We start from the raw sequence: 24497 nt of genomic DNA, 5'->3' as shown, positions 1-24497 counted from the left end.
AAAGGATGCCGCTTTTATCTGGGCTAAGAACCTTATTTTAAAAAAAAAATAGTATAAAGATCTTCTAAGAGTTTTTTTACCTGTCAGGTATTATAATTTCACACATTATAACTCTGACATTAAAAAGCTAACCCTGTGTTTTTGCCAGAGTTATTTCTTGAGATAAGTTTTTAATCTTATTCGGATTTGTTAATTTAAATTCATCTAAATCTATGCTAAAAATGTTTGCAGAAGGTATTTTAGAGTAACTATTGTCAATACGTCCGCCTAAAATATATAATTTATTATCGTTATAATACATAGCTGAATATTTCAGGGGGAGGTTAATTTCGTATTCTTTTAATACTTTCAATTTAAAATTGTAAGTATACATTTTTTCATCCTCAAAAAAATAAATAATATCCTCATTGTAAGCAATAGCAGGTCTTTCTAATCCTGAAAATAGTTCCCCCTCAGTTAGCCATTTTTCTGTTACTAAATCAAAGGTTTCTATTTTAGATATTGGTTTTCCGTTGTTTCCGCCAATAAGATAAATTTTATCGTCTATCAGTATTCCGTTAGCTTCTTCTGCCGTTGGCATGCTCGTAAGTTCATACCAATATCCGGAAGTAATATTGTACAAATGCACTTTATCTGTAAAATCTTTTACACCACTTTCAGTTGCTTTTATAGAACCTCCCATTACAATAATATTGTCTTTATAAGTAAAAGAAGCGAAATCAGCAGCCTGATGTGGATTTGTCTTATCGACTTTAATGGTAAGTTTTTCAATATCTAAAACTTCAATTTGATCTTGTAGATATTCCCAGCTACTTACTTCATTTACGAACATTTTTTTTCCACCCAAAATATAAATCAAATTGTTATAGAAATGAAGGTTATGATACGCTCTAACCTGTAGTTTTAAATCTGGAAATTCCCAAGAGTTGGTTTTGATATCATAAATAGAAAGATACTTTTTATAATGTCGTTTTGTTGTTCCTTTTCCTTCATTAAAAAAATCCTTAAAGGTAGGGGCAGCTATTTTTGCCCGCACTTTAGCCATGTGATCGATTTCAGGATAAGCGTCACCGCCACTAATATAAATTTTATCGTCTTTTAAAAAAGATCCAAATGAATAAACAGGATGTTTTAAAGAAGTTATTTCTGTAAAAGCAAGTTTTGTTTTCAATTTAGGATTGGCGGCAATTGTAACACCTGATAAATTTTGTACCTCTTCTTCAAGAAAAATTTTGTAGTTATTTTTTGCTAGATAGGTTAAGGAAACATTTTTAGTAATGTAACCAATATGAGAAAGTTCTAATGTTTCATCGTCTTTAAACTCAGGAAGAACTTTCAAATAAAACTTACCATTTTCATCGGTTATAGTTCCAACTTTACTAGACAATGCAAATACATTGGTGTTTTCAATCGGAAGATTGTCTTTTTGAGAAATTACATTGCCTTTTATATTTTGAGCAATTAATATTGCAGGAAAAAGAATGAAAATAAAAATTAAATTTTTCAAGATGACTTTATTTTAAAAGGTTATTCTTTGTTTAAAAGTAATGCTATTTTTTAGTAAAAAATAATTGAATTAATATAGAACGATTATGTTTTATGCGGAATTTGTTAATTTGAATATAAAGAGTTGTTAAAAATTAGTGATTTTTAGTTTAAAAAGTTAAATTAGCTTTTTAAGTAATTGGATTGTTGTTTTTTGATTTTTTTAAATGAATTAAATAGAATCTGCGAATGTAATTTGAATAAGAATGAAAAGTTTTGTATTAGTATTAGCATTGTTTTTTTTTAGTTTTGGTGTTTTTTCACAAGAAAAATATATCAAGCATAAAATTTCTAAAGGAGAGAATGTTAGCGTAATAGCAAAAAGATATAATGTAAAAGTAAAAGATATTCTGGATTTAAATCCTAAGGCAAGCAAGTTATTGAAACTAAATTCAATTTTGCTAATTCCAAGTTCAGAGAAAAATGTTGCCAATAAAGATAAAGCAACAAAAACGAAGACAAAAGAAAAAGAAGTAATTGCAAGTAGTAAAAGCAATTCAAATAATTCGACTACTACAACGAGTAATCAAGAAACTACTACTCATGAAATTCTAGCAAAAGAAACATTGTACGGAATTTCAAAACAATACCAACTTACAGTCGATGAATTAAAAAAAGCCAATCCAAAATTAGAAAGCGAAGGGCTTAAAATAGGACAGCAAATTATAATTCCGGCAAATGCAAAGCCAATCATAATAGCAGGTTCTAAATCGGTTGAAACAGAAAATGTAATAGTTGCTACACCTCAGCCAGAGATAATCGAAAAAGCTATAGAGACTGAAATTGTACGAGAGGTTTTGCCTAAAGAAACTAAATATGCAATTGCAAAGGAATTTGGACTTACAGTTGCAGAATTAGAAAAACAAAATCCATTTATAAAAAAGAAATTACCAGTTGGTTCAGTTTTGAAAATTCATCCTTCAAGTAGTTATGTGAAGAAAGATGTGCAAGAAGAGGCTAAAACTTCAATAGATAATACTGCTACAGCAGTAGCAACGGCAGTTACTAAAGATACTGCAACAACGGCAAACGTAAAGTTTACTCATGATTCAGATTTATTAAACCAATTGGTTTTAAATGCTACTGAAAATGTAGGTGTGCGTTATCGCTCAGGAGGAACAACCAGATCAGGTTTTGATTGTTCAGGTTTGATGGTAACAACATTTGGTAGTTTTGATATTAAGTTACCTAGAAGTTCTATTGAACAATCTCGTGTTGGAGTTAAAATTGCTTCAGAAGAAGCAAAAAAAGGAGACCTAATCTTCTTTAAAACAAATGGGAGACGTCAGATAAATCATGTTGGAATGGTAATAGAAGCTAACGATGGTGAAATCAAATTTATTCATTCTTCAGTTCATCGTGGGGTTATAGTTTCATCTACAAAAGAGGCATATTACGAAAGAAACTTTACACAAGTTAATCGCGTTTTGGAATAAGATATCCTCTAAAATATATTTGAGATTATTTAAAAGTTTTTCAGTTAAAAAAAACTACTTTTTTATTTTTTCTAAATTTTCTTCAACCCGAAATTTTACAATCTTAGTTATTAAATTCAAGGGGATAGGTTTGTCTAATGGGAATTGAATTGAACCTTTTCCTGATTTATAGGCAGATAGTTCTTCTTGAAAAGCTTTGTTACCCGAGGGCATTGCATAAAAACCAATATGATTCTTGAAAGCCGCAAAGTGAACTAAGTTTCTATTAAGAGTAAAAGTAGGAATGGCATAGCTTAGTTTTTCTTTAGCATCTGGAGCAGCCTTTTTTATTGTCTGTCGAACTTGTTCTAGTATTTCCTGAATCTCAGATGGGAAATTAGTAATGTATTCATCAATATTTTTGGGTTTTGAAGTTGTCATAGTTTTTTGTTTTATAAAACAAAACCGCAATTTGACAAAATTACGGTTGTTCTAATAAGTTTATTAAAGGTGTTATTTAGATATTTCTTCTAATACCTTTTTTGCATTTCCATTTTTTGGATCAAATTGTAATGACTTTTTATAGTTTGTAATGGCAAGTTTTTTATTCCCATCTTTTAAATAAGCTTCACCTAAGCTGTCATATGCATTTCCAGATTGAGGAAAAGTATCGACATTTATTTTAAAAACAGCTATAGCTTCTTTAGTCTTTCCTGACTGTAATAATTGATATCCGGCACTGTTCATTTCGTTTTCCTTTATAGCATATTCATCAGATTTGTTGAGCTCTTTTAGTTTTGCTAATCCCGCCTCTAGTCCTTGAGATTTAATAACATCTAAAAAAGCATAAGCGCTAGATCTTTTAGGCATGTCATATGGTTTATCATATAAAATTGCTCTTATAGCTTTACACATTTCATTAAGGCTAGCTCCGCCAGTATTATTTAGTAAGACTATCAGGTCTTTAGATGATGGAATTCGGGTAATTAATGTATTGAAACCATTTATTCCTCCACCATGTTCGATAATTTGCACTTTCTCGTCTGATTTCCCAATGTTAACATCTTCAATAGACCAGCCATATCCGTAATAAGATGGAGGTCCTGCAGGAATATATTTTCCAAATAATAGATCTCTATATTTAGTCGATAAAAGTTTTTCAGTATAAAGGGCTTGATCCCATAAATATAAATCTTCTACAGTCGAATATAGAGAACCAGCAGCGTAAGGAATAGACATGTCTATATAACGCGAGTTTACATAGGCTTTTCCATTTCTTTCATATCCGGTGGCTCTATTTTCTAAAATGACGCTATGATGATCATATCCAGAATTAGTCATTTTAAGTGGGGTGAAAATGTTTTCTTGTAGGTATTGCTCATATGTTTTTCCAGTAACTTTTTCTATTATATAACCCAATACAAAATAGCCAGAGTTGCTGTAAGTAAATTTTTCTCCTGGTTTGAATTGAAGCGGTAAATCGGCGAATGTTTTTATAAAAGCTTCTGGTGTATAGGGGTTCCTACTAACATCTGGAAAAAAATTAGGAAATGAAGTGTAATTAGGTATGCCTGATGTGTGTGTTAGTAATTGATGAATAGTTATTTTATCGCCATTGGTTTTAGAGTAGTTAGGAAGATAAGTAGATATTGGAACATCTAGTTGGAGTTTTCCTTGTTCAACTAGTTGGAGTATTGATAGTGCAGTGAATTGTTTAGTAATAGAACCCAATCTGAATTTTGTATTAGGTTGGTTGGGAATTCCCCATTCCATATTGGCTAATCCAAAGCCTTTTTTGTAAATAATCTGGCTATTTTCTGTTACAAGTGCAGTTCCTGTAAACTGATCGTATTTTGAATATAAGCTTAGTAGTTCATTTATTTTGTCGGCCTTGGTTTGTGCAAAGTTTGTGTTTACTAAGATGAATTGAAAAAGAACACTAAAAATAAGCACTTTAGATAAAGAGTGATTTGAATTTTTTTTCATGATGATTGATGATTTTTGGTTACTATATTATAAGCATATATTAGTAATAGACGATTAAAATTTAATATAGTTACTAAAATCCAGAACTTTATTTAATATAAAGCTATAATTGTTGATGTAGTGGTAACTCGAAGTGATAAGTTATGACTAATCATGTATGTTATGATTTTGATAGATTGCAAAATAGAAGTTTTGTTAGTGTTTATGGCTATACTATTATTGTAGTAAGGTTCGTATTTTTTTTGTTCACTAATAGAAAATAACCCAATTGTAGATGTTTGTACGGAACTTGCTAAGTGCATGATTCCGCAATCAGCTCCAATAAAAGCTTCGGTGTTTGCGATTAATGCGCCGATTTTACGAATATCTTTACTATAAAAATGAGTGGCTTTAAAACCTATTTGCGAGACATTTTCGATAGGTAAAATTTCAATAATATTATGGTTGGGGTATTTGGTTTTTAATCTTTTATAGAATTTCCCCCACCACAATTCCGAATAACATTTGTCACCTGTTGCATAGGTATATATACAAAGTGTTTTTTTATCGTTATTGACTAAATTGGTTAATGTTTTTTTTCCTTCAATAATTTCAGAACTACTTAATTTGAGATTTAGAGCACCAATTGGAGTGTTGTTAGGAGCAATGTTGATTGCACTTAAATAGCTCCTGAAGTTATATACAGGGTATTTTGCAATATGCGCATAATCGTTATATTTTAATTGAATGTCTTCGGTAGTAGGATCACCAAAGAATTTGAATTTTGAATTTGAAAACTTGACCGAAAGTCTTCCAGATGAAGAATTTTTATCGACATTAATTGCAATGTCATATTGTTTTTTTCGGAGAGATATCCAGACTTTAATATATTGAAGTAAATTCTTAAAAGGTTTTCTAGGTAATTGGATTATTTTATTGACATTATCATAGTTTTCGAATAAGATAGGAGCTAAGTTTCCTTTTACGAATAAATCTATTTTGCACCCAGGGAATGTGTTTATGACTTCTTCTAATAGTGGAGTAATTAATAAAAGGTTTCCTAATCGGGCATTTGGTCTGGAAATTAATACTCTTTTAATTTCGGTTTTAGAGATTGGGTTGCCTTTCTTATTGAGTGTTGAGTTACCAACATTTTTGGTTAAGCGGTGCATTAAATTGCGACGTATTATGTTTATGCTTTTTAAGATTTTCATGGTAAAAATATTATTGATTAAACTTATTTTTAGTTAAAAAAGAATAAATGGTAACTCAAAAATCAATAGAGCTAAAAGCTAAATTAATAGTACATATTGATAATTGGTATTGCTAAACGACTCAATAAATTATTTTTGAAGGGTCTTTAATGTAAAGTTAATTTGTTCATTTATAAGGAGATTACATGATTTTGTCTTTTTCTTATATTATTAAACGAAATTATTTTTTTTAAAATAATTGATGGTAAAGTATTAGTTATCTTGTGATTAAGTTTTTGGATGCTGAAAAGAATAATAGCGAAAGAGATTATTCATTGATTTTTAGATTTTGTATTGTAAATAAAAATAGCTTAGGCTTTACTCTGCTTGAAGATGTTATTAAAACTAAAGATTAAGACTGTGGTATAATCTAAAAATCAATGATCTAAAAACTAAGATTTCCAAAAAAAGTATATCTTTAGCTAACCAAAAACCAAAATATATGCAAGAAAACAAACCAGAAGATTTTAAAAGAGAACTCGGATTATTGGATGGAACTATGCTAGTAGTTGGATCCATGATAGGCTCAGGAATATTTATTGTGAGTGCCGATATTGCTCGACAAGTGGGTTCTGCTGGTTGGCTAACTATGATTTGGCTGATTTCGGGATTAATTACAGTTATAGCAGCAGTGAGTTATGGAGAGCTAAGTGCTATGTTTCCAAAAGCAGGAGGGCAGTATGTTTATTTAAAAGAGGCTTACAACAAATTAATAGCTTTTCTGTACGGATGGAGCTTTTTTGCAGTTATCCAAACAGGTACAATTGCAGCTGTAGGTGTAGCTTTTGCAAAATTCGCAGCTTATCTTTATGAGCCATTTAGCGATGAGAATATACTTTTTGAGATTGGTGCTTTCCGTTTAAATGCGGCTCAATTGGTTTCTATTGTTACGATTGTTTTCTTAACGTATATTAATAGTCGTGGAGTTAAAAACAGTAAAATATTGCAGACAGTTTTAACGATCATTAAAATTTTATCGCTTTTAGGATTGATTGTTTTCGGATTAACACTAGGCGCTAAAGCTTCTATTTGGGATGCAAATTGGGCAGATGCTTGGTCAACACGAGCTTTTGATACAGATACTAAATCTTGGTTCCCAATTGGAGGAACAGCATTAATTACAGGTATTTCGGCTGCTATGGTTGGATCCTTGTTTTCTAGTGATGCCTGGAATGGGGTGACTTTTATTGCTGGTGAAATTAAAAATCCAAAACGCAATGTAGGCTTTAGTTTGTTTCTAGGAACCTTTATAGTTACGATTATCTATGTTCTAACTAATCTAATGTATTTGGCAGTTATTCCTTTGGATGAAATAGCTACAGCAAAATCAGATAGAGTAGCAGTTGTAGCATCACAATATATTTTTGGAAATATTGGAACATTAATCATTGCAATTATGATTATGATTTCGACTTTTGCTTGTAATAATGGATTAATTATGGCAGGTGCCAGAGTGTATTATACAATGGCTAAGGATGGTTTGTTTTTTAAGAAAGCAGCAGTCTTAAATGAGTCGAGTGTTCCTGCTTGGGCTTTATGGGCACAATGTATTTGGGCTTCGGCTTTATGCTTGACAGGAAAGTATGGAGACTTACTTGATTTTGTAATTATCATTGTTTTGATCTTTTATATTTTGACTATTTACGGAATCTTTATTTTGCGTAAAAAAATGCCAAATGCAGAAAGACCTTATAAAGCTTTTGGCTATCCGTTCCTGCCAATCTTGTATATTGTAGTAGCGTCGGCAATATGTATTTGTTTGTTGCTTACCAAATTCTCTACTTGTGGTTGGGGAGTATTAATTATGCTAACAGGAATTCCAGTATATTATTTGACCAAGCCGAAAGAGTAATAAAAGGTAAAGTTTGTTTTAATTAAAATTTAAAACTAAAATCGAACTGAAATAAATTTGTATAAAAACAGAAAACCCGTCATATGACGGGTTTTCTAGTGTAGTAAGCACTTGTTATAATGCTAGCAATTATATGTTTGCTAACACTAATTCTTCATTATAAGGAAGATTCCAAGCTTCGGCAACTCCTTTGTAAAGAATTTTTCCATTTGCAATATTTAAACCTTTTCTCAATTCTTCATTTTCATTACATGCTTTTTGCCATCCTTTGTTAGCCAATTGTAAAGCATAAGGAAGAGTAGCATTTGTTAAAGCAAGTGTAGATGTGTAAGGTACAGCTCCAGGCATATTAGCCACACAGTAATGTACAATATCATCAATAATAAAAGTTGGGTTTTCGTGAGTTGTTGGTGTACAAGTTTCAATACATCCACCTTGGTCAACGGCAACATCCACAACAACAGTTCCTGGACGCATTAATTTAAGCATATCACGAGTAACTAAATGTGGAGCTTTTGCTCCTGGAATTAAAACAGCTCCAACTACTAAATCAGCATCAGCAATTGCTTTAGTGATATTATAGTGATTAGACATTTCTGTATTTACATTAGCAGGCATAATGTCATCTAAATGACGTAGACGTGCTAAACTTACATCCATGATAGTAACTTGAGCTCCTAAACCAGCAGCCATTTTTGCAGCTTGAGTACCTACGATTCCACCACCAAGTACTAATACTTTAGCAGGAGGAACACCAGGAACACCGCCTAAAAGAATTCCTCTTCCTTTTAATGGCTTCTCAAGGTATTTAGCTCCTTGTTGGATAGACATACGTCCAGCAACTTCTGACATTGGAACTAATAAAGGTAAACTACGATCTGTTTTTTCAACAGTTTCGTAAGCTAAACATACAGCTCCTTTTTCGATCATAGCATGTGTTAATGGCTCTGATGAAGCAAAGTGAAAGTATGTAAATAATAATTGATCTTTTTTGATTAAATCATATTCAGAAGCAATAGGCTCTTTTACTTTAATAATCATTTCAGCAATAGCATATACTTCTTCAATAGTTGCTAGAACCTGAGCTCCAGCCGCAGTGTACTCCTCATCACTGAATCCGCTTCCTAAACCTGCAGTTGCTTGAACGTAAACAACATGACCATGTTTTTTCATTTCAGAAACCCCAGCTGGTGTAACAGCTACACGGTTTTCGTTATTCTTGATTTCTTTTGGAACACCTATTATCATTTCTTAAGTTTTTTTTGTTTTTGTTAATTTTGTTTTACAAAGCTACATATAGAGAATATATTATTGATATTATGATTATAATTAAGAAAATATTGTTTTTATTTAATATTTTTACAAAAAAATATTCTTTTTAAGAGGCATTTAACGACTGTAAAAAGAAAAAATGACTGATTATCAATAATTATTTGAAACACTTTTTACTATGCTTTTAGACGAAACTGACAAAAAAATCCTACGCCTTTTACAAGAAGATGCGCGCCATACTTTAAAGGACATAGCAAATAAAATAAATTTGTCTCTTACGCCTGTCCATGACCGAGTTAAACGTCTTGAAAGAGAGGGAGTTATTGAGAAATATGTGTCTATTTTAAGTAAGAAAAAACTAGGGAATAATCTTACGGTTTATTGCCAGGTAACGCTCACAAAACAAACGTATGATACTTCGGAAGGATTTAATCAATCTATTTTGAATTTACCTGAAGTTGTAGAATGTAATTATGTTTCAGGAAATTTTGATTATATGCTTAAAATTATCATTCCTGATATGGAATCCTACCATCAATTTCATCAAAAGAAATTATCTGTTTTGCCAGAAGTTTCTTTAATCAATACTGTCTTTGTAATATCCGAAGTAAAGAGCACAACAGTTTTACCAATAATATAAAGACTATTGTTTAAGTTAAGTTATTGTTGAGACAAATGTGAATCATATAAGTGATTATTAATTAGTATAAAACTTAAAAGACCCTACATCGCTTATATAGTTTAAATTAATAAGACTAGAAGATTGTCTAAAACTAAAAAAGCATCAAGAAATCTTGATGCTTTTAAGAAAAAGTTGGTTTTGGTTGTTTGTATACTAGTAATAGGTAAAGCGTCTTACTTTGGCAATATATTTAGCCAATCGAATTACTTGATGGCTGTAACCAAATTCATTGTCATACCATATATATAATACAATACTTTTTCCATCTTTGGAAACTATTGTCGCGTTGCTATCATAAATAGATGGTGCCGAAGTACCAATTATATCAGAAGAAACCAACTCAGTATTCAAAGAGTATTTTATTTGCTCTACCAGTTCCCCTTCAAGCGCATATTTTTTCATTATTTTATTGATTCCAGCAATCGAAGTAGCTTTTTTTACATCAAGATTCAATACAACCAGAGAGCCATTAGGAACAGGAACACGAATTGCATTCGAAGTTAATTTTCCTTCAAGAGATGGTAATGCTTTTGCAACTGCACTTCCTGCGCCAGTTTCGGTAATAACCATGTTTAAAGCAGCAGCTCTCCCTCGACGGTATTTTTTGTGCATATTATCAACTAAATTCTGGTCGTTCGTATAAGCATGAATAGTTTCTAGATGACCTTTTACAACTCCTAGCGTATCTTCTATTGCTTTTAGAACAGGAGTAATAGCATTTGTGGTACAAGATGCAGCTGAGAAAATATCATTCTCATCTGGGTTATATTCGTTGTGATTTACTCCATGTACAATATTAGGAACTCCTTTTCCTGGAGCAGTAAGTAAAACTTTGTCAACGCCTTTAGAAACTAAATGTCTGCTCAAAGCCTCTTGTGTTGTAAAAGCACCAGTATTATCAATAACTAAGGCGTTGTTGATGCCATATAGAGTGTAGTCTATTTCTTCTGGAGAATTTGCAGAAATTACATGAACTGTAGTTCCGTTAATTAATAAAGCATTGTTCTTAGGATCAGCTACCACAGATCCTTGGAAGTCTCCATGAATAGAATCATATCTTAATAAAGAAGCTCTTTTTTCAAGATTTGCAAGTTCACTTTTGTCACGAATAACAATAGCTCTTAATCGCAATTGATTTCCTTTTCCGGTTTTCGACATTAATTCTCTAGCCAATAAACGGCCAATTCTACCAAAACCATAAAGAACAACATCTTTAGGTTGAATCTCTTCAGATGATTTAGCTTCTTTTAATTTTTCAATTACAAAATGGCGGGCATCAGGGTATTTTTCATCCTCCAAACGATATTCATAAGTTAACTTTCCAATATCTATTTTGGCAGGTGGTAATTTTAGAGATAAAACAACTCTTGCAATTTCAACAGAATCAAAAATAGTAATAGGTTTACCTACAAATTCTCCTGCATATTGATGCAGGTTAATGATGTCGCTTACATTTTTGTCCAGTAATTGATTTTTAAATAAAACCATTTCGATGGATTTGTCATACCATAAATCGCTTATGATTTTAATCAATTCTACTCCGGCTTTTCGTCTGTCGACTTGAAATGATACTTCTTTTTGGTACAATGATTTTTTGCTCATAGTTGAAAATTTCTAAAAATAAAACAGCTTGTTTTTTTAAATTTGGCGCAAAAGTACCTATTTCAATCGATTTCGTAAACTATTTTGTGATTTATTTTGGAAACTTATATAGAATTATTTTCTTCCAATAAAATCAAAATAGGATCTTCTAATAACAAAAACTTAAATCATATATCGAAAGAAAATAAAAAAGCCATCTTATAATTAAGATGGCTTTAGTTTTGGGAAATAAAAAAATTAGATGATAACTCGGATAACTTCTCCGTTTTTATTAATCATTTCAATTCGTATGCTTTGATTCTCGTCTTTTTGATTTAAAAGTCTTGAAACAGTTTCGATATCTGTCGCTTTTATATTATCTATACTTAATATAATGTTGCCTTTTAATTCATCGTTATATTGTTTAAGATTTTCGTTTGTAAGTGCTTTTATTTTTACACCATAGTTTATACCAAACTTCTTTTTGTCAATACCATCGATATTTTCTAATTCGATTCCTTTAAATTCGGTACTAAAAAATTCATTTTTATTTAAAGTAACAGGTACTACTTTGTTTTTTCCGTCACGGATATAAGTTACCTGAACTACGTCATTAGGTCTTTTTGTATTAATATATCCAGAAAAATCGGCGTAAGTAGAAATATCTCGATTATCTAATTTTACAATGATATCTCCTCTTTGAAGTCCAGATTTTTCAGCTCCAGATTTTTTAGTCACTTTATTGATATAAAAACCTTGGGTTTGTGATATACCTAATTCTTTAGCAGCTGTATTATTAAGTTCACCGCCTTCAACACCTAATATAGCTCTTTGAACATTACCAAACTCCATTATATCTTCGATGATTTTTCTAGCAATATTAGACGGAACAGCAAATGAGTATCCTACATAAGAACCTGTTGTAGATGAAATCATGGTATTGATACCGATTAATTCTCCTCTTGTATTTACTAATGCACCACCACTATTACCTGGGTTTACAGCGGCATCTGTTTGAATAAAAGATTGGATCCCGTTAGTGTCTAAATTTCTTGCTTTTGCTGAAACAATTCCTGCAGTTACTGTAGAAGTTAGGTTATATGGATTTCCTACTGCCAAAACCCACTCACCAACTTTTACTGAATCCGAATTAGCAAAAACGGTATAAGGTAATTTTTCGTCGGCATTAATTTTTAATAAAGCAATATCCATTTTTGAATCTGTTCCGATAAGTTTTGCGGTATAAGATTTTTTATTGTTTAAAGTAATTTCAATTTCAGTAGCATTTTTTATAACGTGATTATTGGTCACGATATATCCGTCAGCAGAAATAATTACACCAGATCCTGTACCAACTTGTTCTTGCGTCTGTTGACCTCCATACCCGTAAAAAAATTCTAACATCGGGTTAGTAACAGTTCTGCGGGATACATTTTTTACGTGTACCACTGTATGAATCGTTTTATCTGCTGCTGCAGTAAAATCTACAGTTTCGGCAGCTAATCCTACTTCTTTGGAGTACGAATTAGGAGCTACAGTTACTATTGGATTTTTTTCACCAAAAAAAGACCCGTTATTATCAAATAATAACTTGTATGCACCAAGTGTAGTAGCGCCGCTTAATAGGGATACTAAAAATAAGGTTGAAAATCGTTTCATAGTTGATTAGTGTTTTAAGTTATCTATTATAAAATTATATCAAAAAAAATCTGAAGTAAAGTGGTTTAACTCTCTTTAACAATGATTAACATTTCATTAATAGTTCGTACTTTTGTAGTTAATAATTCAAGAATAATGCAAGTAGAATTTTATAAATATCAGGGAACTGGAAATGATTTTGTAATGATTGATAATCGTTCTGATTTTTTCCCAAAGAAAGATACAAAATTAATTGAACGTTTGTGCGACAGAAGATTCGGAATAGGTGCAGATGGACTTATTTTATTAGAAAACGATTCTGAAACCGATTTTAGAATGGTGTATTATAACGCCGATGGAAACCAAAGTTCGATGTGTGGTAACGGCGGTCGATGTTTGGTTGCATTTGCCAAAAAGCTGAATGTAATCGAAAATGAAACTACTTTTATAGCGACAGATGGTTTGCATCATGCTACAATAGCACCAGACTCTATTGTTTCTTTGCAAATGATAGATGTTGATGCTGTAAATAAATTTGAAGATCATACGTTTTTAGATACAGGTTCTCCGCACCATGTACAATTAGTAGATGACTTAGAGCATTATAATGTAAAAGAAAATGGTGCTGCTATACGCTATGGCGATTTATATGGTAAACCAGGTAGCAATATCAATTTTGTAAAGAAAATAGATGATAAGACGTTTTCATTACGTACCTACGAAAGAGGGGTAGAAGATGAGACACTTGCTTGTGGAACTGGTGCTACAGCAGTTGCAATAGCCATGAATGCGATAGGAGAAACAAATGAAACAGACATTAACTTAAATGTTGAAGGAGGTAAACTAGTGGTTTCTTTTGAAAAAATAGGAGAGCATTTTACCAATGTTTTTCTTAAAGGACCTGCTGAATTTGTATTTAAAGGAACAATCAAAATTTAGATAGTATAATCCTAATTATTAGCCGGAGAAAGTCTAAGGCGAACTAAAAACATCAAATGATAACATTAAAAGGAGATACCATTTATATACGAGCATTAGAACCTAATGATTTGGAGTTTATTTATGCAGTCGAAAACGATCTTAGAATTTGGGAAGTCAGCAATACTCAAACACCTTATAGCCGATTCTTGATAAAACAGTATCTAGAAAATGCACATCAGGATATTTATGAAGCAAAACAATTGCGACTAGCTATTTGTCAGGATCAGGATTTTCCTGCCATTGGTTTAGTTGATTTATTTGATTTTGATCCTAAGAATAATAGGGCAGGTATCGGAATTGTAATTCAAGATAATGAAAAAAGGAACCAAAATATTGGTTCAGAGGCTTTAGAGCTATTAATTAAGTATTCTTTCTATCATCTTAATTTACATCAATTATATGCAAATATTGGTGTTAAAAACGAAGCAAGTAATGCACTTTTTACTAAATTTGGCTTTGAAAAAATTGGAACAAAAAAAGATTGGCTTTTGGTGAACGGTGTTTACCAGGATGAAGCAATGTTTCAATTAATTAATAAGAAGTTTTAAATATTTAGTTTTAGATAATTTTGATTTTATAAATACTAGCAAGTAATGCAACCCCATATGAATATAAAGAAAATTATAACGATAAGTGCCGTTATTGTAATTTCGGTTTTGATGGTTTACGGATTCATTTTGATAAACCAAATTTTTAGTGCTAATACTAAATTTTCTGAGAAAGAAGTTTATGTATATGTGCCTACGGGATCAGATTATGAAAATGTCAAAAAAATATTGGAGCCCTATGTAAAAGATTTAAATAATTTTGAAATGGTTGCCAATAAAAGAAACTATCCGGAAAATGTAAAACCAGGACGTTTTTTATTGACCAAGGACATGAACAATATGGATTTGGTAAGAGCAATGCGATCTAATGTTCCAGTTAAATTAGCGTTTAATAATCAGGAACGTTTGGAGAATTTTGCAGGGCGAATTGGCTCTCAAATTGAGGCTGATAGCTTGTCTTTGTTGACCGCTTTTAAAGATCCTGAGTTTTTGAAAGAAAATGGTTTTAACGAAGAAAATGTATTTGCAATGTTTATTCCGAATACTTATGAAGTGTATTGGAATACTTCGGCGCTAAAGTTTCGTGATAAAATGATTAAAGAATATCATAATTTCTGGACTGATGAACGAATTGCAAAAGCCAAAGCACAGGGATTAACTCCAGTAGAAGCTACAATTTTAGCTTCAATAGTACATAAAGAATCGGTAAAAAAGGATGAGAGACCAAGAATTGCAGGGGTTTACCTAAACAGATTGCGTTTGGAAATGCCATTACAAGCAGATCCAACAGTTATTTATGCAATCAAAAAGAAAACAAATGATTTTGACCAAGTAATAAAAAGAGTTTTCTATAAAGACTTAACAATGTCTTCTCCTTATAATACTTATATGAATACGGGACTTCCTCCAGGACCAATTGCAATGCCTGATATCACAGCACTAGAAGCAGTTTTGAATCCTGAGAAAAATGATTATATCTATTTTTGCGCAAGTATAGATCGTTTTGGGTACCACGAATTTGCCTCTACTTTAGCACAGCATAATGTAAATGCAAAAAAATATTCAGACTGGATTAATAGCCAAGGAGTGGTAAGATAGTTTTGATAGTGAAAATAGCAGTTTGTCTAAATAAGGTTTTTAGATATAATTGAAAAATATAAAAGATGCCGAAGTTATATGACTTCGGCATTATTTTTTAGTTGATTTTTTTTGAAATTTAATTTGGTTGCCGAGTTATCTGAAATTACTATAACATTAAACTGTTTTTTTGGGGAAAGTAATGCTCTTTTTTTTATTGAGAATACAGAAAAAAACAATACTAATTTGATGAATTGAGACATAAAAAAGGCTAGCAGGTTTTACCTGTGTCTCGACGTTTTTCTTACAAAAATTGAATGGAAACTAGTTTTTTAGAAAACGTTTTCATTGGCTTTTAGCGCGATCAAGAATTAAAAATATTTTCTGGAACGCTCTTCTAACTAGGAGGTTAGGGGTGTTTTTAGAAAAGTTTAACTAGTTGATTTATAGCTTTATAAATTTTGTTGTATCTTTGCGGGCAGAAATTTTTGAATGGGACAGCGTTCAAAAGAAAAACAATCTATGATAAAGAAATGGTATTTTTACACAACGTTAACAGTTATTATTGCATTTTTAAGCACGGGTTTTAAGCCCTTTAAATTAGACGCCAAACCTTGGTTTCTTACAGAAAATACAGATGGAACCGAATACTTACTACCATCTAAAGAGAAGAAAGATTATCCTGTTGTAGACAGTATTCCTTTCACCGGAAACCACCTAATCGGTTTCAAAGAAGCAATCGCTTTAAAAGAATCTCAAGGCAAATACAGAAAAGTAAATACACTTGGTTATATGGGGAAATATCAATTCGGAACCCAGGCCTTACGTGCAATTGGAGTTCGAAATAATGAAGCATTCCTAAAAAATCCTGCGTTACAAGAAAAAGCATTTATAGCTTTATTGTCTAAAAACAAATGGATATTAAGAAAAGAAATCGAGAAATACGAAGGGAAGTTGATTAGCGGAATTTATATTACCGAATCAGGAATATTAGCGGCGGCTCATTTAGGAGGTGCTGGTTCTGTTAAAAACTTTTTTAAGCATAATGGACAAAAATACTTCAGAGATGCTTATGGAACGTCTATAAGAAGCTATATGAAAGCTTTTGGAGGATATAATGTATCTTCTGTCGAAGCAGACAATGATGCTACTGTGCATTCAATGTAATTTATTAGAATTAAGGATATAAAAAAACCTGCAAGTGATTGCAGGTTTTTTGTTTTTTAATCAATTAGGATTTCCAGAATTGTAATTGCAGCTTCGCTTATTTTTGTACCAGGTCCAAAAACAGCAACTGCACCTGCATCAAATAAATATTGATAATCTTGTGCAGGTATTACGCCTCCTACAATTACCATAATATCTTCGCGTCCATGTTTTTTAAGTTCTTCAATAACTTGTGGAACAAGGGTTTTATGCCCCGCAGCAAGTGAAGAAACGCCTAGAATATGGACGTCATTTTCTACAGCTTGTTTGGCTGCTTCAGCAGGAGTCTGGAAAAGTGGGCCAATGTCTACATCAAAACCTACATCGGCATAACCAGTGGCAACTACTTTTGCGCCTCTGTCATGACCGTCTTGCCCCATTTTGGCAATCATAATTCTTGGACGACGACCTTCTTGTTTTGCAAAGGTATCGGCCAATTGTTTTGCTTTCTCAAAGCTTTTGTCGTCTTTTATTGCTGCACTGTACACGCCACTAAAGGATTTAATTTGTGCTTTGTATCTCCCAAAAATAGTTTCTAATGCATCGCTAATCTCGCCTAAGGTGGCACGATTTCTTGCTGCATCAATAGCTATTTCCAGTAAATTTCCGTCGCCGGTTTTAGCACAATGAATTAATTTTTCGAGTATTGCTTTTACTTTTTCAGAATCTCTCGTAGCTTTAATATGTTCGAGTTGAGCAACTTGTTGCTTTCGAACCATTTGGTTGTCGACATCAAGAATCTGTAAAGGATCTTCTTTTTCTAGTCGGTATTTGTTAACACCTACAATTATATCTTGTCCGCTGTCTATTCGGGCTTGTTTTCTTGCAGCCGCTTCTTCTATTCGTAATTTAGGAATACCTGCTTCAATAGCTTTAGTCATTCCGCCTAGTTCTTCAACCTCTTCAATTAGTTTCCATGCATTGGTCACTATCTCATTTGTTAAGCTTTCAACATAGTAACTACCTGCCCATGGATCAACTGTTTTGGTTATTTTGGTTTCTTCCTGCAAGAAGATTTGTGTATTACGAGCAATTCTTGCCGAAAAATCTGTTGGTAATGCAATTGCTTCGTCTAGTGCATTTGTATGTAAAGATTGTGTACCGCCAAAAGCAGCAGCAGTAGCTTCAATACAAGTACGTGCAACATTATTAAATGGATCTTGTTCTGTTAAACTCCATCCGCTAGTCTGGCAGTGTGTTCTTAATGCTAAAGATTTATCATTTTTAGGATTAAACTGTTGAACCAGTTTGGCCCAAATCATTCTTCCAGCGCGCATTTTGGCGATTTCCATAAAGTGATTCATTCCTATAGCCCAGAAAAAAGACAATCTAGGAGCAAACTCATCTATAGACATTCCTGTTGCCAGTCCAGTTCGAATATATTCTAATCCGTCAGCAAGAGTGTAGGCTAATTCAATGTCGGCTGTTGCTCCTGCTTCCTGCATATGATATCCTGAAATTGAAATCGAATTGAATTTTGGCATTTTTTTGCTTGTAAATTCAAAAATATCAGCAATAATCTTCATTGAAGGAGTTGGTGGGTAGATATACGTGTTACGCACCATGAATTCTTTTAGGATGTCATTTTGGATGGTTCCTGAAAGTTTTACAGGAGGAACACCTTGTTCTTCGGCTGCAACAATATAAAAAGCCATAATTGGTAAAACAGCTCCATTCATTGTCATTGAAACTGACATTTCTTCAAGCGGAATTTGATCAAATAAGACTTTCATGTCTTCGACTGTATCAATAGCAACTCCGGCTTTACCCACGTCACCTACAACACGTTCATGATCAGAGTCGTAACCACGATGGGTAGGTAAGTCAAAAGCAATTGATAAGCCTTTTTGACCAGCAGCCAGATTACGTCTGTAAAAAGCATTACTTTCCTCTGCCGTTGAAAAACCTGCATATTGCCTGATTGTCCAAGGGCGTCTGACATACATAGTTGCATAAGGACCTCTTAAATTAGGCGCAAATCCTGCTCCAAAACCAATATGTTCTATGTTTTCAATATCTTGTTCAGTATAGGTAGCTTTTAAATCAATGCCTTCGGCTGTTTCAAAGTAGTTGGTTGGCTGTTGATTTTTAGAAACAACATCTAACTTCTCACTTTTAACATCTAGCCTGATATGGTTGAGGTCTTTTCGTATCATTGAAACACTTTTTGTATGGGTTGTTATTACTTTAAAATTAGATTATTCAAGAGCTAAACGTTCCTGTTCTAATTTTTCGGACAACCGTTTTTCTATTATTGGTGTAATTAATGTTTTTCTAGGTTTTATTTTTACAAAAGGAAAGAGCTCTAAATCATGCTTCATTTTGTCTTCTTTGTTTGGGTACTTATTTGTCCCGAGCAATATTTCTTTTTTTGAATCAAATAATTCCTGTTCCTTATCTGCACTTTCCTGAATCCTTCTTTTAATGGTTCCTTCGTTCAGTAGTTTTAGGAACCCACCATTAGCTTCGATGTCTTTAAAAAGGGTTAATGCTTTTTCGGCAAGTTGTTTAGTAAGACTTTCGATATAATAACTTCCGTCGGCAGGATTATTGACTTTGTCAAAATAACTTTCGTTTTTAAGAATCAATAGTTGATTACGAGCTATTCGATCTCCAAATTCATTGTCTTTGTGGTATAAAGCGTCGTATGGTAAATTTGCAATAGCATCAGCACCACCAATTATTGCCGACATACATTCGGTTGTGGTACGTAGCATATTTACATTATAATCATACAAGGTTTTATTTCGTTTTGTTGGAGAAACCAATAAATGGCATTCGATATTTGAATTGTATTCGGTTGCAATCAGATTAAAAAGTAATCGCAAAGCACGAAGTTTGGCTATTTCAAAAAAGTAATTTGTTCCTACTGATATTTGTAACACTATAGTTCCGTTTATCGAAGGAATTCGGTTAAAATATTCGTTGGCATGTGCTACAGTATATGCAATTTGTTGAACCATATTGGCGCCAGCATTTTGATATAAACCTGCATTAATACTTATTAATGATGTATTTGGAATTTCCTTTGAAAGAATCTCAAGTGTTTCGAAATTGTTTTTTTCTTTGGTTGTAAATGAAAACCAATTTCCATCTTTTGCTAGTTGTCCAATTGGGTCAATAGTATAATAAAAAGTTGCGTTTTTCTGTTTCGATATTGCGTTTAGTTTTTTAACGAAATCGATTGAAATGAAATTCAAATTAAAGTAAACGTTTCTATTTTTCAGATCTAAATTTTGCAATAATTTTTCAATGTCAATAGTGTCATCTTCAATTGTAAAACGTAAACTTTCGGCTCCTCTTTTTAGTGAATCTGAAGCCCTTTCAACTGATTTTGAAACGTCATGAACAAATATGTTCTGGCATATTTTAAAATCAGTTGCTTTGGTTGTGACTTCAACAGGCTCTATATCTTCATCATTATGATAAAATGGTTTTACCTGAATGTCTTCTGGCGAATTCCAAATCAGTGTTTCGTTATAATCGGCACCATCCAATTCAAATTGAATTTGTTGTTTCCACTGTTTGGATGATACGGGATTAAAATTATCGAAAAGGGGAGTAGCCATTTTTATCTTTTTATAATTTTGATTTTATTTTTTTTTGATAGTGTCACCTTCAAATTCTATGATGTATATGTCTTCACTATCTTTTTTCATAAAGTACTTTTCCCTAGCATATTTCTCAATTTGCTCTGGGTTTTTAAGCTCTTTTATTTGTTCCTGATCTTTTTTTATTTCTTCCTGATAATAGGTTTTATTGTCTTGTAACTCATTTATTTGATTATCGAGAAAACGATGGTCAAAATAGGAGTAATTATCTAGAAAAACCATCCAGACTATAAAAAATAACAATACCCAAACATACTTGTTGCTTAGGAATTTAAACCAGGATTTGTCTTTATATGGATTAGTCATTTTTTATTTTTTAGCCCCGGTAGAACCGATATCCTTTGTGAGGAACGAACAAAGATAAAGGTGAAAACGGGATTAGCTCCTAATTATTAATGCAATAAATTTACAATAAAATTATAGAATACGTTGAGTAATTACTGCACGAACTACATCTATTGCTACAGTATTGTATTTGTCGTTTGGTATTATGATGTCAGCAAAAGCTTTAGTAGGCTCTATAAATTGCTCATGCATAGGTTTTAATGTGTTTTGGTAACGTGTTAAAACTTCGTCTAGGTCACGACCACGTTCTGCGATATCACGCTTTAAACGTCTGATAAGTCTCTCGTCAGAATCGGCATGAACATATACTTTAATGTCAAAAAGCTCTCTAAGTTCTGGGTTTGTAAGGATTAAAATCCCTTCTACGATCATTACTTTTCTAGGATGTGTGCTAATTGTATCGTCGGTTCTATTATGAGTGATGAAAGAATAAACTGGCTGATCGATTGTTTTTCCTTCTTTAAGGTCTTTTAAATGGCTAACTAATAAATCGAAATCTATCGCACGTGGATGATCAAAATTAATTAGAGCTCTTTCATCAAAAGATAGATTTTTATTTTCTTTGTAATACGAATCCTGAGAGATTACGCCCACTTCGGCATGAGGTAATTCATTCATGATTTGATGTACTACGGTTGTTTTTCCGCTTCCTGTTCCGCCTGCAATTCCAATGATGAGCATAAAAATGTTGTTATAATTTGAAGCGGCAAAAATAAGAATTAATACGGATTTGTCACCAGATAAAATTCTTAAAATTCGGTGTAGCTTTTATGTTACTTTTTGAACTTTTTAAGTAAAAGAAAAGGTCTCAATTACATTGTAATCGAGACCTTTTGTGCAATCAGTGATTTGTTTAAATACCTGACTTTAGTAAGCACTTATTATTTGTTTTTCTTTGCTTTTATCATCATTTCAAGCTGATCCCAAAGCTCTTCTGGAATTGCTTCTAATAAATTAAATTGTCCAGCTCCTTTTAACCATTCGCCACCATCGATAACAATTACTTCACCATTTACATAGGCTGAGAAATCAGAAACTAAATAAGCAGCTAAATTGGCTAATTCCTGATGGTCTCCCACACGTTTTAAAGGCACTTTTTTTGCCATGTCGAATTTTTCCGCAAGATCTCCAGGAAGTAATCTGTCCCAAGCTCCTTTTGTTGGGAATGGACCTGGAGCAATAGCATTAGTACGGATTCCGTATTTTGCCCATTCTACAGCAAGACTTCTTGTCATAGCTAGTACTCCAGCTTTTGCAGTAGCACTTGGTACAACATAAGCAGAACCTGTCCAAGCATAAGTGGTTACAATATTTAATACTGTAGCTGATGTTTGTTTGGTGTCAATCCAGTGTTTTCCAAAAGCAAGTGTACAGTTTTTAGATCCTTTTAGTACAATATCGATAACAGTATCAAAAGCATTAGCTGATAATCTTTCGGTTGGTGAAATAAAATTTCCAGCAGCATTATTTAGTAAAACATCTACTTTACCAAAAGCTTTTAAAACTTCTTGTAACATGTTTTCTACTTCTTCATAATGACGAACATCACATTGTAGTGGCAAACAAGTTCCTCCTGTTTGGCCTTCAAGTTCTGTCGCTGTATTTTTTAGTTTTTCTAAATCTCTCGACGTTATAGCAACTTTAGCACCCAACTCTAGAAAGTATTTAGTCATGGCTTTTCCTAGTCCGCTTCCTCCGCCAGTTACCACTATTACTTTGCCTTTTAAAGCATCGTCTCTTAACATTTTATCTGTATAACTCATGTTTTTTTAAATTTAAAAGGTAAATATAAGAATTAAATAGTATGCATGCATAATAAATGTGTTAATTTTAGTTTACGCTAAATGTTGCATAATCTTTCGGCAGCTGCCTCGAGTGTAGCGTTATCTTTGGCAAAACAAAAACGGATTAATTTTAAATCTTTTCCGTTGGCATAGAAAGTTGAAATAGGTATTGCTGCAACTCCATATTCAGTTATTAGTCTTTTGCAGAAAGTTACATCATCTTCGTCGGAGATTGACTTGTAGGATGCAACCTGAAAATAAGTTCCTTCGCATGGTTTTAATTCGAATCGGCTTTTTTCTAATAATTTTTTAAAGTAATCTCGTTTTTCCTGATAGAACTTGCCAAGTTTAGTAACATCAACAATATCTAGGTATTCGCTTATGGCAACTTGTGAAATGCTGTTTACGCTAAAAACCAAAAATTGATGTACTTTTTTAATTTCAATCATTAAATGTTCTGGCGCTACAACATAACCAATTTTCCATCCTGTAATATGAAATGATTTTCCAAAAGAGGAAATCATGATGCAACGGTTTAAAAGTTCTTGACGGGTGTGTGCCGAGATGTGTTTTTCTTCAAAAGTGATATATTCATAAACCTCATCAGATAATACTAATAGGTCAGGATATTTTTCAAGAATCTTTTCTAATTTTATAAAATCTGCTTCCGCTAAAATTTTCCCTGTTGGATTATGCGGATTATTGATGATTATCATTCGGGTTTTTATAGAGCAAGCCTTTTCTATGATTTCCCAATTTGGAGTGTAATCATCGTTTAAAGGAACCCTAATAGCATGTGCGTTACATAATAAAACAGGAGCTTCATAGCAATCGTAACTCGGATCGAGAATGATTACTTCTTCATTTGCTTTGATTAATGCCTGAATAGTGGTAAAAATACCTTGTGTGGCTCCTGCAGTTACCAAAATTTCAGTTTCTGGTTGAACTACACGTTTATAAGAGTCTAGAATAAGCTTTGCTATTTTATTTAATAGCGGTGGGTAACCAGACATTGGTGTATATTGGTGTACATTCTCGGTTGCGAGACGTGCTACAATGCTAGTTAGTCGTTCGTCAACCGGAAAATTTGGAAATCCTTGCGATAGATTAATTGCATTGTGTTCGTTTGCCATTTTAGACATAACGGTAAAAATACTTGTACCAATTTGTGGAAGTTTGCTCATAAAAATCTATAATTACTTTTATAAAGATAGCTTTTTTATGATAATCTGAATTTCTTTTCTGAAACGAATGTTGTTCTAAAAAGAGAATTTGTAATTTATTAATTTACAGTTATAGGAAGAGAATAAAGAACTCTAACTTGCTTGTTATTTTGTATTCCAGGAGTCCATTTAGGAGATGTTTTTAAAACACGAATAGCTTCAGCACCGGTTCCATGACCAATATCTCTTAAAATTTTGATATCACTTAATGAACCATTTTTTTCTATTATAAACGTCACATGTATTTTGCCCTTTACTTTATCTGTCGGTTTTATATAATTTTGTTTTATAAAACTATCAAAACCGATTAAGCCACCAGGAAATTCAGGTTTTACTTCTATGCCAGCTGTGTTGTAAATTTGATAATCATCGTTAGGAATAGTTCCTTGTGGAGGAATTGAATCATCGATACTTATAGTAGGTGATGGATCTATGGTAAGTTTGTCACCTTCTTTTATTGTTTGAGAAAATGTATTTTGCACAAAGCAAATCAAGACAAGGATTAAGAACTTCTTCATA

At 32.4% G+C, this 24497-nt stretch carries 21 protein-coding genes; 7 read left to right on the top strand and 14 right to left on the bottom strand.

What is annotated here, in order from left to right; genetic code table 11:
- Positions 1-127: 127 nt before the first annotated feature.
- Positions 128-1507: a Kelch repeat-containing protein gene (locus OIU80_RS02005; protein ID WP_264285433.1), complete on the bottom strand. Its 1380-nt coding sequence runs from the start codon at positions 1505-1507 to the stop codon at positions 128-130.
- Between the two features lie 244 nt (positions 1508-1751).
- Here OIU80_RS02005 and OIU80_RS02000 point away from each other — a divergent pair, with 244 nt between their 5' ends.
- Positions 1752-2981 carry a C40 family peptidase gene (locus tag OIU80_RS02000; protein WP_264285432.1) on the top strand — a complete coding sequence of 410 codons (1230 nt, stop codon included), beginning with the start codon at positions 1752-1754 and terminating at the stop codon, positions 2979-2981.
- A 54-nt stretch (positions 2982-3035) separates the two neighbouring features.
- On the opposite strand, the gene OIU80_RS01995 is transcribed toward OIU80_RS02000, so the two are convergent.
- The 3 genes from OIU80_RS01995 to OIU80_RS01985 form a co-directional block, all read right to left on the bottom strand.
- Positions 3036-3401 (bottom strand): iron chaperone, encoded by a 366-nt coding sequence (locus OIU80_RS01995; protein WP_264285431.1) that lies wholly within the window; start codon positions 3399-3401, stop codon positions 3036-3038.
- Between the two features lie 72 nt (positions 3402-3473).
- Positions 3474-4946, bottom strand: a complete 1473-nt coding sequence (locus tag OIU80_RS01990) for a serine hydrolase (protein WP_264285430.1) — start codon at positions 4944-4946, stop codon at positions 3474-3476.
- Between the two features lie 92 nt (positions 4947-5038).
- Positions 5039-6139 carry a glycosyltransferase family 9 protein gene (locus OIU80_RS01985; RefSeq protein WP_264285429.1) on the bottom strand — a complete coding sequence of 367 codons (1101 nt, stop codon included), beginning with the start codon at positions 6137-6139 and terminating at the stop codon, positions 5039-5041.
- Positions 6140-6620: 481 nt separating this feature from the next.
- Between OIU80_RS01985 and OIU80_RS01980 the strand changes: the two genes are divergently transcribed.
- Positions 6621-8030, top strand: a complete 1410-nt coding sequence (locus OIU80_RS01980) for an APC family permease (protein ID WP_264285428.1) — start codon at positions 6621-6623, stop codon at positions 8028-8030.
- Between the two features lie 129 nt (positions 8031-8159).
- Here the strand turns inward: OIU80_RS01980 and ald are convergent, their stop codons facing one another.
- Positions 8160-9278: an alanine dehydrogenase gene (gene ald, locus OIU80_RS01975; RefSeq protein WP_264285427.1), complete on the bottom strand. Its 1119-nt coding sequence runs from the start codon at positions 9276-9278 to the stop codon at positions 8160-8162.
- A gap of 202 nt (positions 9279-9480) precedes the next feature.
- Between ald and OIU80_RS01970 the strand changes: the two genes are divergently transcribed.
- Positions 9481-9942, top strand: coding sequence for an Lrp/AsnC family transcriptional regulator (locus tag OIU80_RS01970; RefSeq protein WP_264285426.1), 462 nt, complete (start codon positions 9481-9483; stop codon positions 9940-9942).
- A 195-nt stretch (positions 9943-10137) separates the two neighbouring features.
- On the opposite strand, the gene OIU80_RS01965 is transcribed toward OIU80_RS01970, so the two are convergent.
- Both OIU80_RS01965 and OIU80_RS01960 read right to left on the bottom strand, forming a co-directional pair.
- On the bottom strand, positions 10138-11586 hold the full coding sequence (locus OIU80_RS01965) for a glyceraldehyde-3-phosphate dehydrogenase (protein WP_264285425.1): 1449 nt from the start codon (positions 11584-11586) through the stop codon (positions 10138-10140).
- A 237-nt stretch (positions 11587-11823) separates the two neighbouring features.
- Positions 11824-13224, bottom strand: a complete 1401-nt coding sequence (locus tag OIU80_RS01960) for a trypsin-like peptidase domain-containing protein (protein ID WP_264285424.1) — start codon at positions 13222-13224, stop codon at positions 11824-11826.
- 135 nt (positions 13225-13359) lie between these two features.
- Here OIU80_RS01960 and dapF point away from each other — a divergent pair, with 135 nt between their 5' ends.
- From dapF to OIU80_RS01940, 4 genes are all read left to right on the top strand, one after another.
- Positions 13360-14142 (top strand): diaminopimelate epimerase, encoded by a 783-nt coding sequence (gene dapF / locus OIU80_RS01955; protein ID WP_264285515.1) that lies wholly within the window; start codon positions 13360-13362, stop codon positions 14140-14142.
- A 56-nt stretch (positions 14143-14198) separates the two neighbouring features.
- Positions 14199-14732: a GNAT family N-acetyltransferase gene (locus OIU80_RS01950; protein ID WP_229990317.1), complete on the top strand. Its 534-nt coding sequence runs from the start codon at positions 14199-14201 to the stop codon at positions 14730-14732.
- 57 nt (positions 14733-14789) lie between these two features.
- Complete coding sequence (gene mltG, locus OIU80_RS01945) at positions 14790-15830, top strand: endolytic transglycosylase MltG (RefSeq protein WP_264285423.1); 1041 nt, start codon at positions 14790-14792, stop codon at positions 15828-15830.
- Positions 15831-16331: 501 nt separating this feature from the next.
- Complete coding sequence (locus tag OIU80_RS01940) at positions 16332-16976, top strand: peptidoglycan-binding protein LysM (protein ID WP_264285514.1); 645 nt, start codon at positions 16332-16334, stop codon at positions 16974-16976.
- 56 nt (positions 16977-17032) lie between these two features.
- Here the strand turns inward: OIU80_RS01940 and scpA are convergent, their stop codons facing one another.
- The 7 genes from scpA to OIU80_RS01905 all read right to left on the bottom strand — a co-directional run bounded on the left by scpA (position 17033) and on the right by OIU80_RS01905 (position 24496).
- Positions 17033-19171 (bottom strand): methylmalonyl-CoA mutase, encoded by a 2139-nt coding sequence (scpA, locus tag OIU80_RS01935; protein WP_264285422.1) that lies wholly within the window; start codon positions 19169-19171, stop codon positions 17033-17035.
- 42 nt (positions 19172-19213) lie between these two features.
- The gene (locus OIU80_RS01930) at positions 19214-20584 is read right to left on the bottom strand and encodes a methylmalonyl-CoA mutase subunit beta (RefSeq protein WP_264285421.1); all 1371 of its coding nucleotides are present in this window, start codon (positions 20582-20584) and stop codon (positions 19214-19216) included.
- 24 nt (positions 20585-20608) lie between these two features.
- Positions 20609-20932 (bottom strand): FtsB family cell division protein, encoded by a 324-nt coding sequence (locus OIU80_RS01925; protein WP_264285420.1) that lies wholly within the window; start codon positions 20930-20932, stop codon positions 20609-20611.
- 111 nt (positions 20933-21043) lie between these two features.
- Positions 21044-21652: a uridine kinase gene (gene udk, locus OIU80_RS01920; RefSeq protein WP_264285419.1), complete on the bottom strand. Its 609-nt coding sequence runs from the start codon at positions 21650-21652 to the stop codon at positions 21044-21046.
- Between the two features lie 200 nt (positions 21653-21852).
- Positions 21853-22734, bottom strand: a complete 882-nt coding sequence (locus OIU80_RS01915; RefSeq protein ID WP_264285418.1) for an SDR family oxidoreductase — start codon at positions 22732-22734, stop codon at positions 21853-21855.
- 77 nt (positions 22735-22811) lie between these two features.
- Entirely contained in the window at positions 22812-23939 is a 1128-nt protein-coding gene (locus tag OIU80_RS01910) for a methionine aminotransferase (RefSeq protein WP_264285417.1), read from the bottom strand.
- A gap of 98 nt (positions 23940-24037) precedes the next feature.
- A complete protein-coding gene (locus tag OIU80_RS01905; RefSeq protein ID WP_264285416.1) occupies positions 24038-24496 on the bottom strand; it encodes an energy transducer TonB in 459 nt (152 codons plus the stop codon).
- Position 24497 lies beyond the last annotated feature (1 nt).

The sequence above is a fragment of the Flavobacterium frigoritolerans genome (assembly GCF_025847275.1).
GTDB classification, from domain to species: Bacteria; Bacteroidota; Bacteroidia; order Flavobacteriales; family Flavobacteriaceae; genus Flavobacterium; species Flavobacterium frigoritolerans.
Note: the sequence above shows the minus strand (reverse complement) of the source record. Positions and strands in the feature narration are given on the sequence as shown.

What these genes read in the sequence shown, in the direction of transcription:
- OIU80_RS01965 (WP_264285425.1), bottom strand. Translation starts at nt 11,586, where the DNA reads ATGAGCAAAAAATCATTGTACCAAAAAGAAGTATCATTTCAAGTCGAC.
- OIU80_RS01990 (WP_264285430.1), bottom strand. Translation starts at nt 4,946, where the DNA reads ATGAAAAAAAATTCAAATCACTCTTTATCTAAAGTGCTTATTTTTAGT.
- OIU80_RS01985 (WP_264285429.1), bottom strand. Translation starts at nt 6,139, where the DNA reads ATGAAAATCTTAAAAAGCATAAACATAATACGTCGCAATTTAATGCAC.
- OIU80_RS01970 (WP_264285426.1), top strand. Translation starts at nt 9,481, where the DNA reads ATGCTTTTAGACGAAACTGACAAAAAAATCCTACGCCTTTTACAAGAA.
- udk (WP_264285419.1), bottom strand. Translation starts at nt 21,652, where the DNA reads ATGCTCATCATTGGAATTGCAGGCGGAACAGGAAGCGGAAAAACAACC.
- OIU80_RS01995 (WP_264285431.1), bottom strand. Translation starts at nt 3,401, where the DNA reads ATGACAACTTCAAAACCCAAAAATATTGATGAATACATTACTAATTTC.
- dapF (WP_264285515.1), top strand. Translation starts at nt 13,360, where the DNA reads ATGCAAGTAGAATTTTATAAATATCAGGGAACTGGAAATGATTTTGTA.
- OIU80_RS01980 (WP_264285428.1), top strand. Translation starts at nt 6,621, where the DNA reads ATGCAAGAAAACAAACCAGAAGATTTTAAAAGAGAACTCGGATTATTG.
- mltG (WP_264285423.1), top strand. Translation starts at nt 14,790, where the DNA reads ATGAATATAAAGAAAATTATAACGATAAGTGCCGTTATTGTAATTTCG.
- OIU80_RS01905 (WP_264285416.1), bottom strand. Translation starts at nt 24,496, where the DNA reads ATGAAGAAGTTCTTAATCCTTGTCTTGATTTGCTTTGTGCAAAATACA.
- OIU80_RS02000 (WP_264285432.1), top strand. Translation starts at nt 1,752, where the DNA reads ATGAAAAGTTTTGTATTAGTATTAGCATTGTTTTTTTTTAGTTTTGGT.
- OIU80_RS01910 (WP_264285417.1), bottom strand. Translation starts at nt 23,939, where the DNA reads ATGAGCAAACTTCCACAAATTGGTACAAGTATTTTTACCGTTATGTCT.
- OIU80_RS01960 (WP_264285424.1), bottom strand. Translation starts at nt 13,224, where the DNA reads ATGAAACGATTTTCAACCTTATTTTTAGTATCCCTATTAAGCGGCGCT.
- OIU80_RS01930 (WP_264285421.1), bottom strand. Translation starts at nt 20,584, where the DNA reads ATGGCTACTCCCCTTTTCGATAATTTTAATCCCGTATCATCCAAACAG.
- OIU80_RS01925 (WP_264285420.1), bottom strand. Translation starts at nt 20,932, where the DNA reads ATGACTAATCCATATAAAGACAAATCCTGGTTTAAATTCCTAAGCAAC.
- scpA (WP_264285422.1), bottom strand. Translation starts at nt 19,171, where the DNA reads ATGATACGAAAAGACCTCAACCATATCAGGCTAGATGTTAAAAGTGAG.
- OIU80_RS01915 (WP_264285418.1), bottom strand. Translation starts at nt 22,734, where the DNA reads ATGAGTTATACAGATAAAATGTTAAGAGACGATGCTTTAAAAGGCAAA.
- OIU80_RS01940 (WP_264285514.1), top strand. Translation starts at nt 16,332, where the DNA reads ATGATAAAGAAATGGTATTTTTACACAACGTTAACAGTTATTATTGCA.
- ald (WP_264285427.1), bottom strand. Translation starts at nt 9,278, where the DNA reads ATGATAATAGGTGTTCCAAAAGAAATCAAGAATAACGAAAACCGTGTA.
- OIU80_RS01950 (WP_229990317.1), top strand. Translation starts at nt 14,199, where the DNA reads ATGATAACATTAAAAGGAGATACCATTTATATACGAGCATTAGAACCT.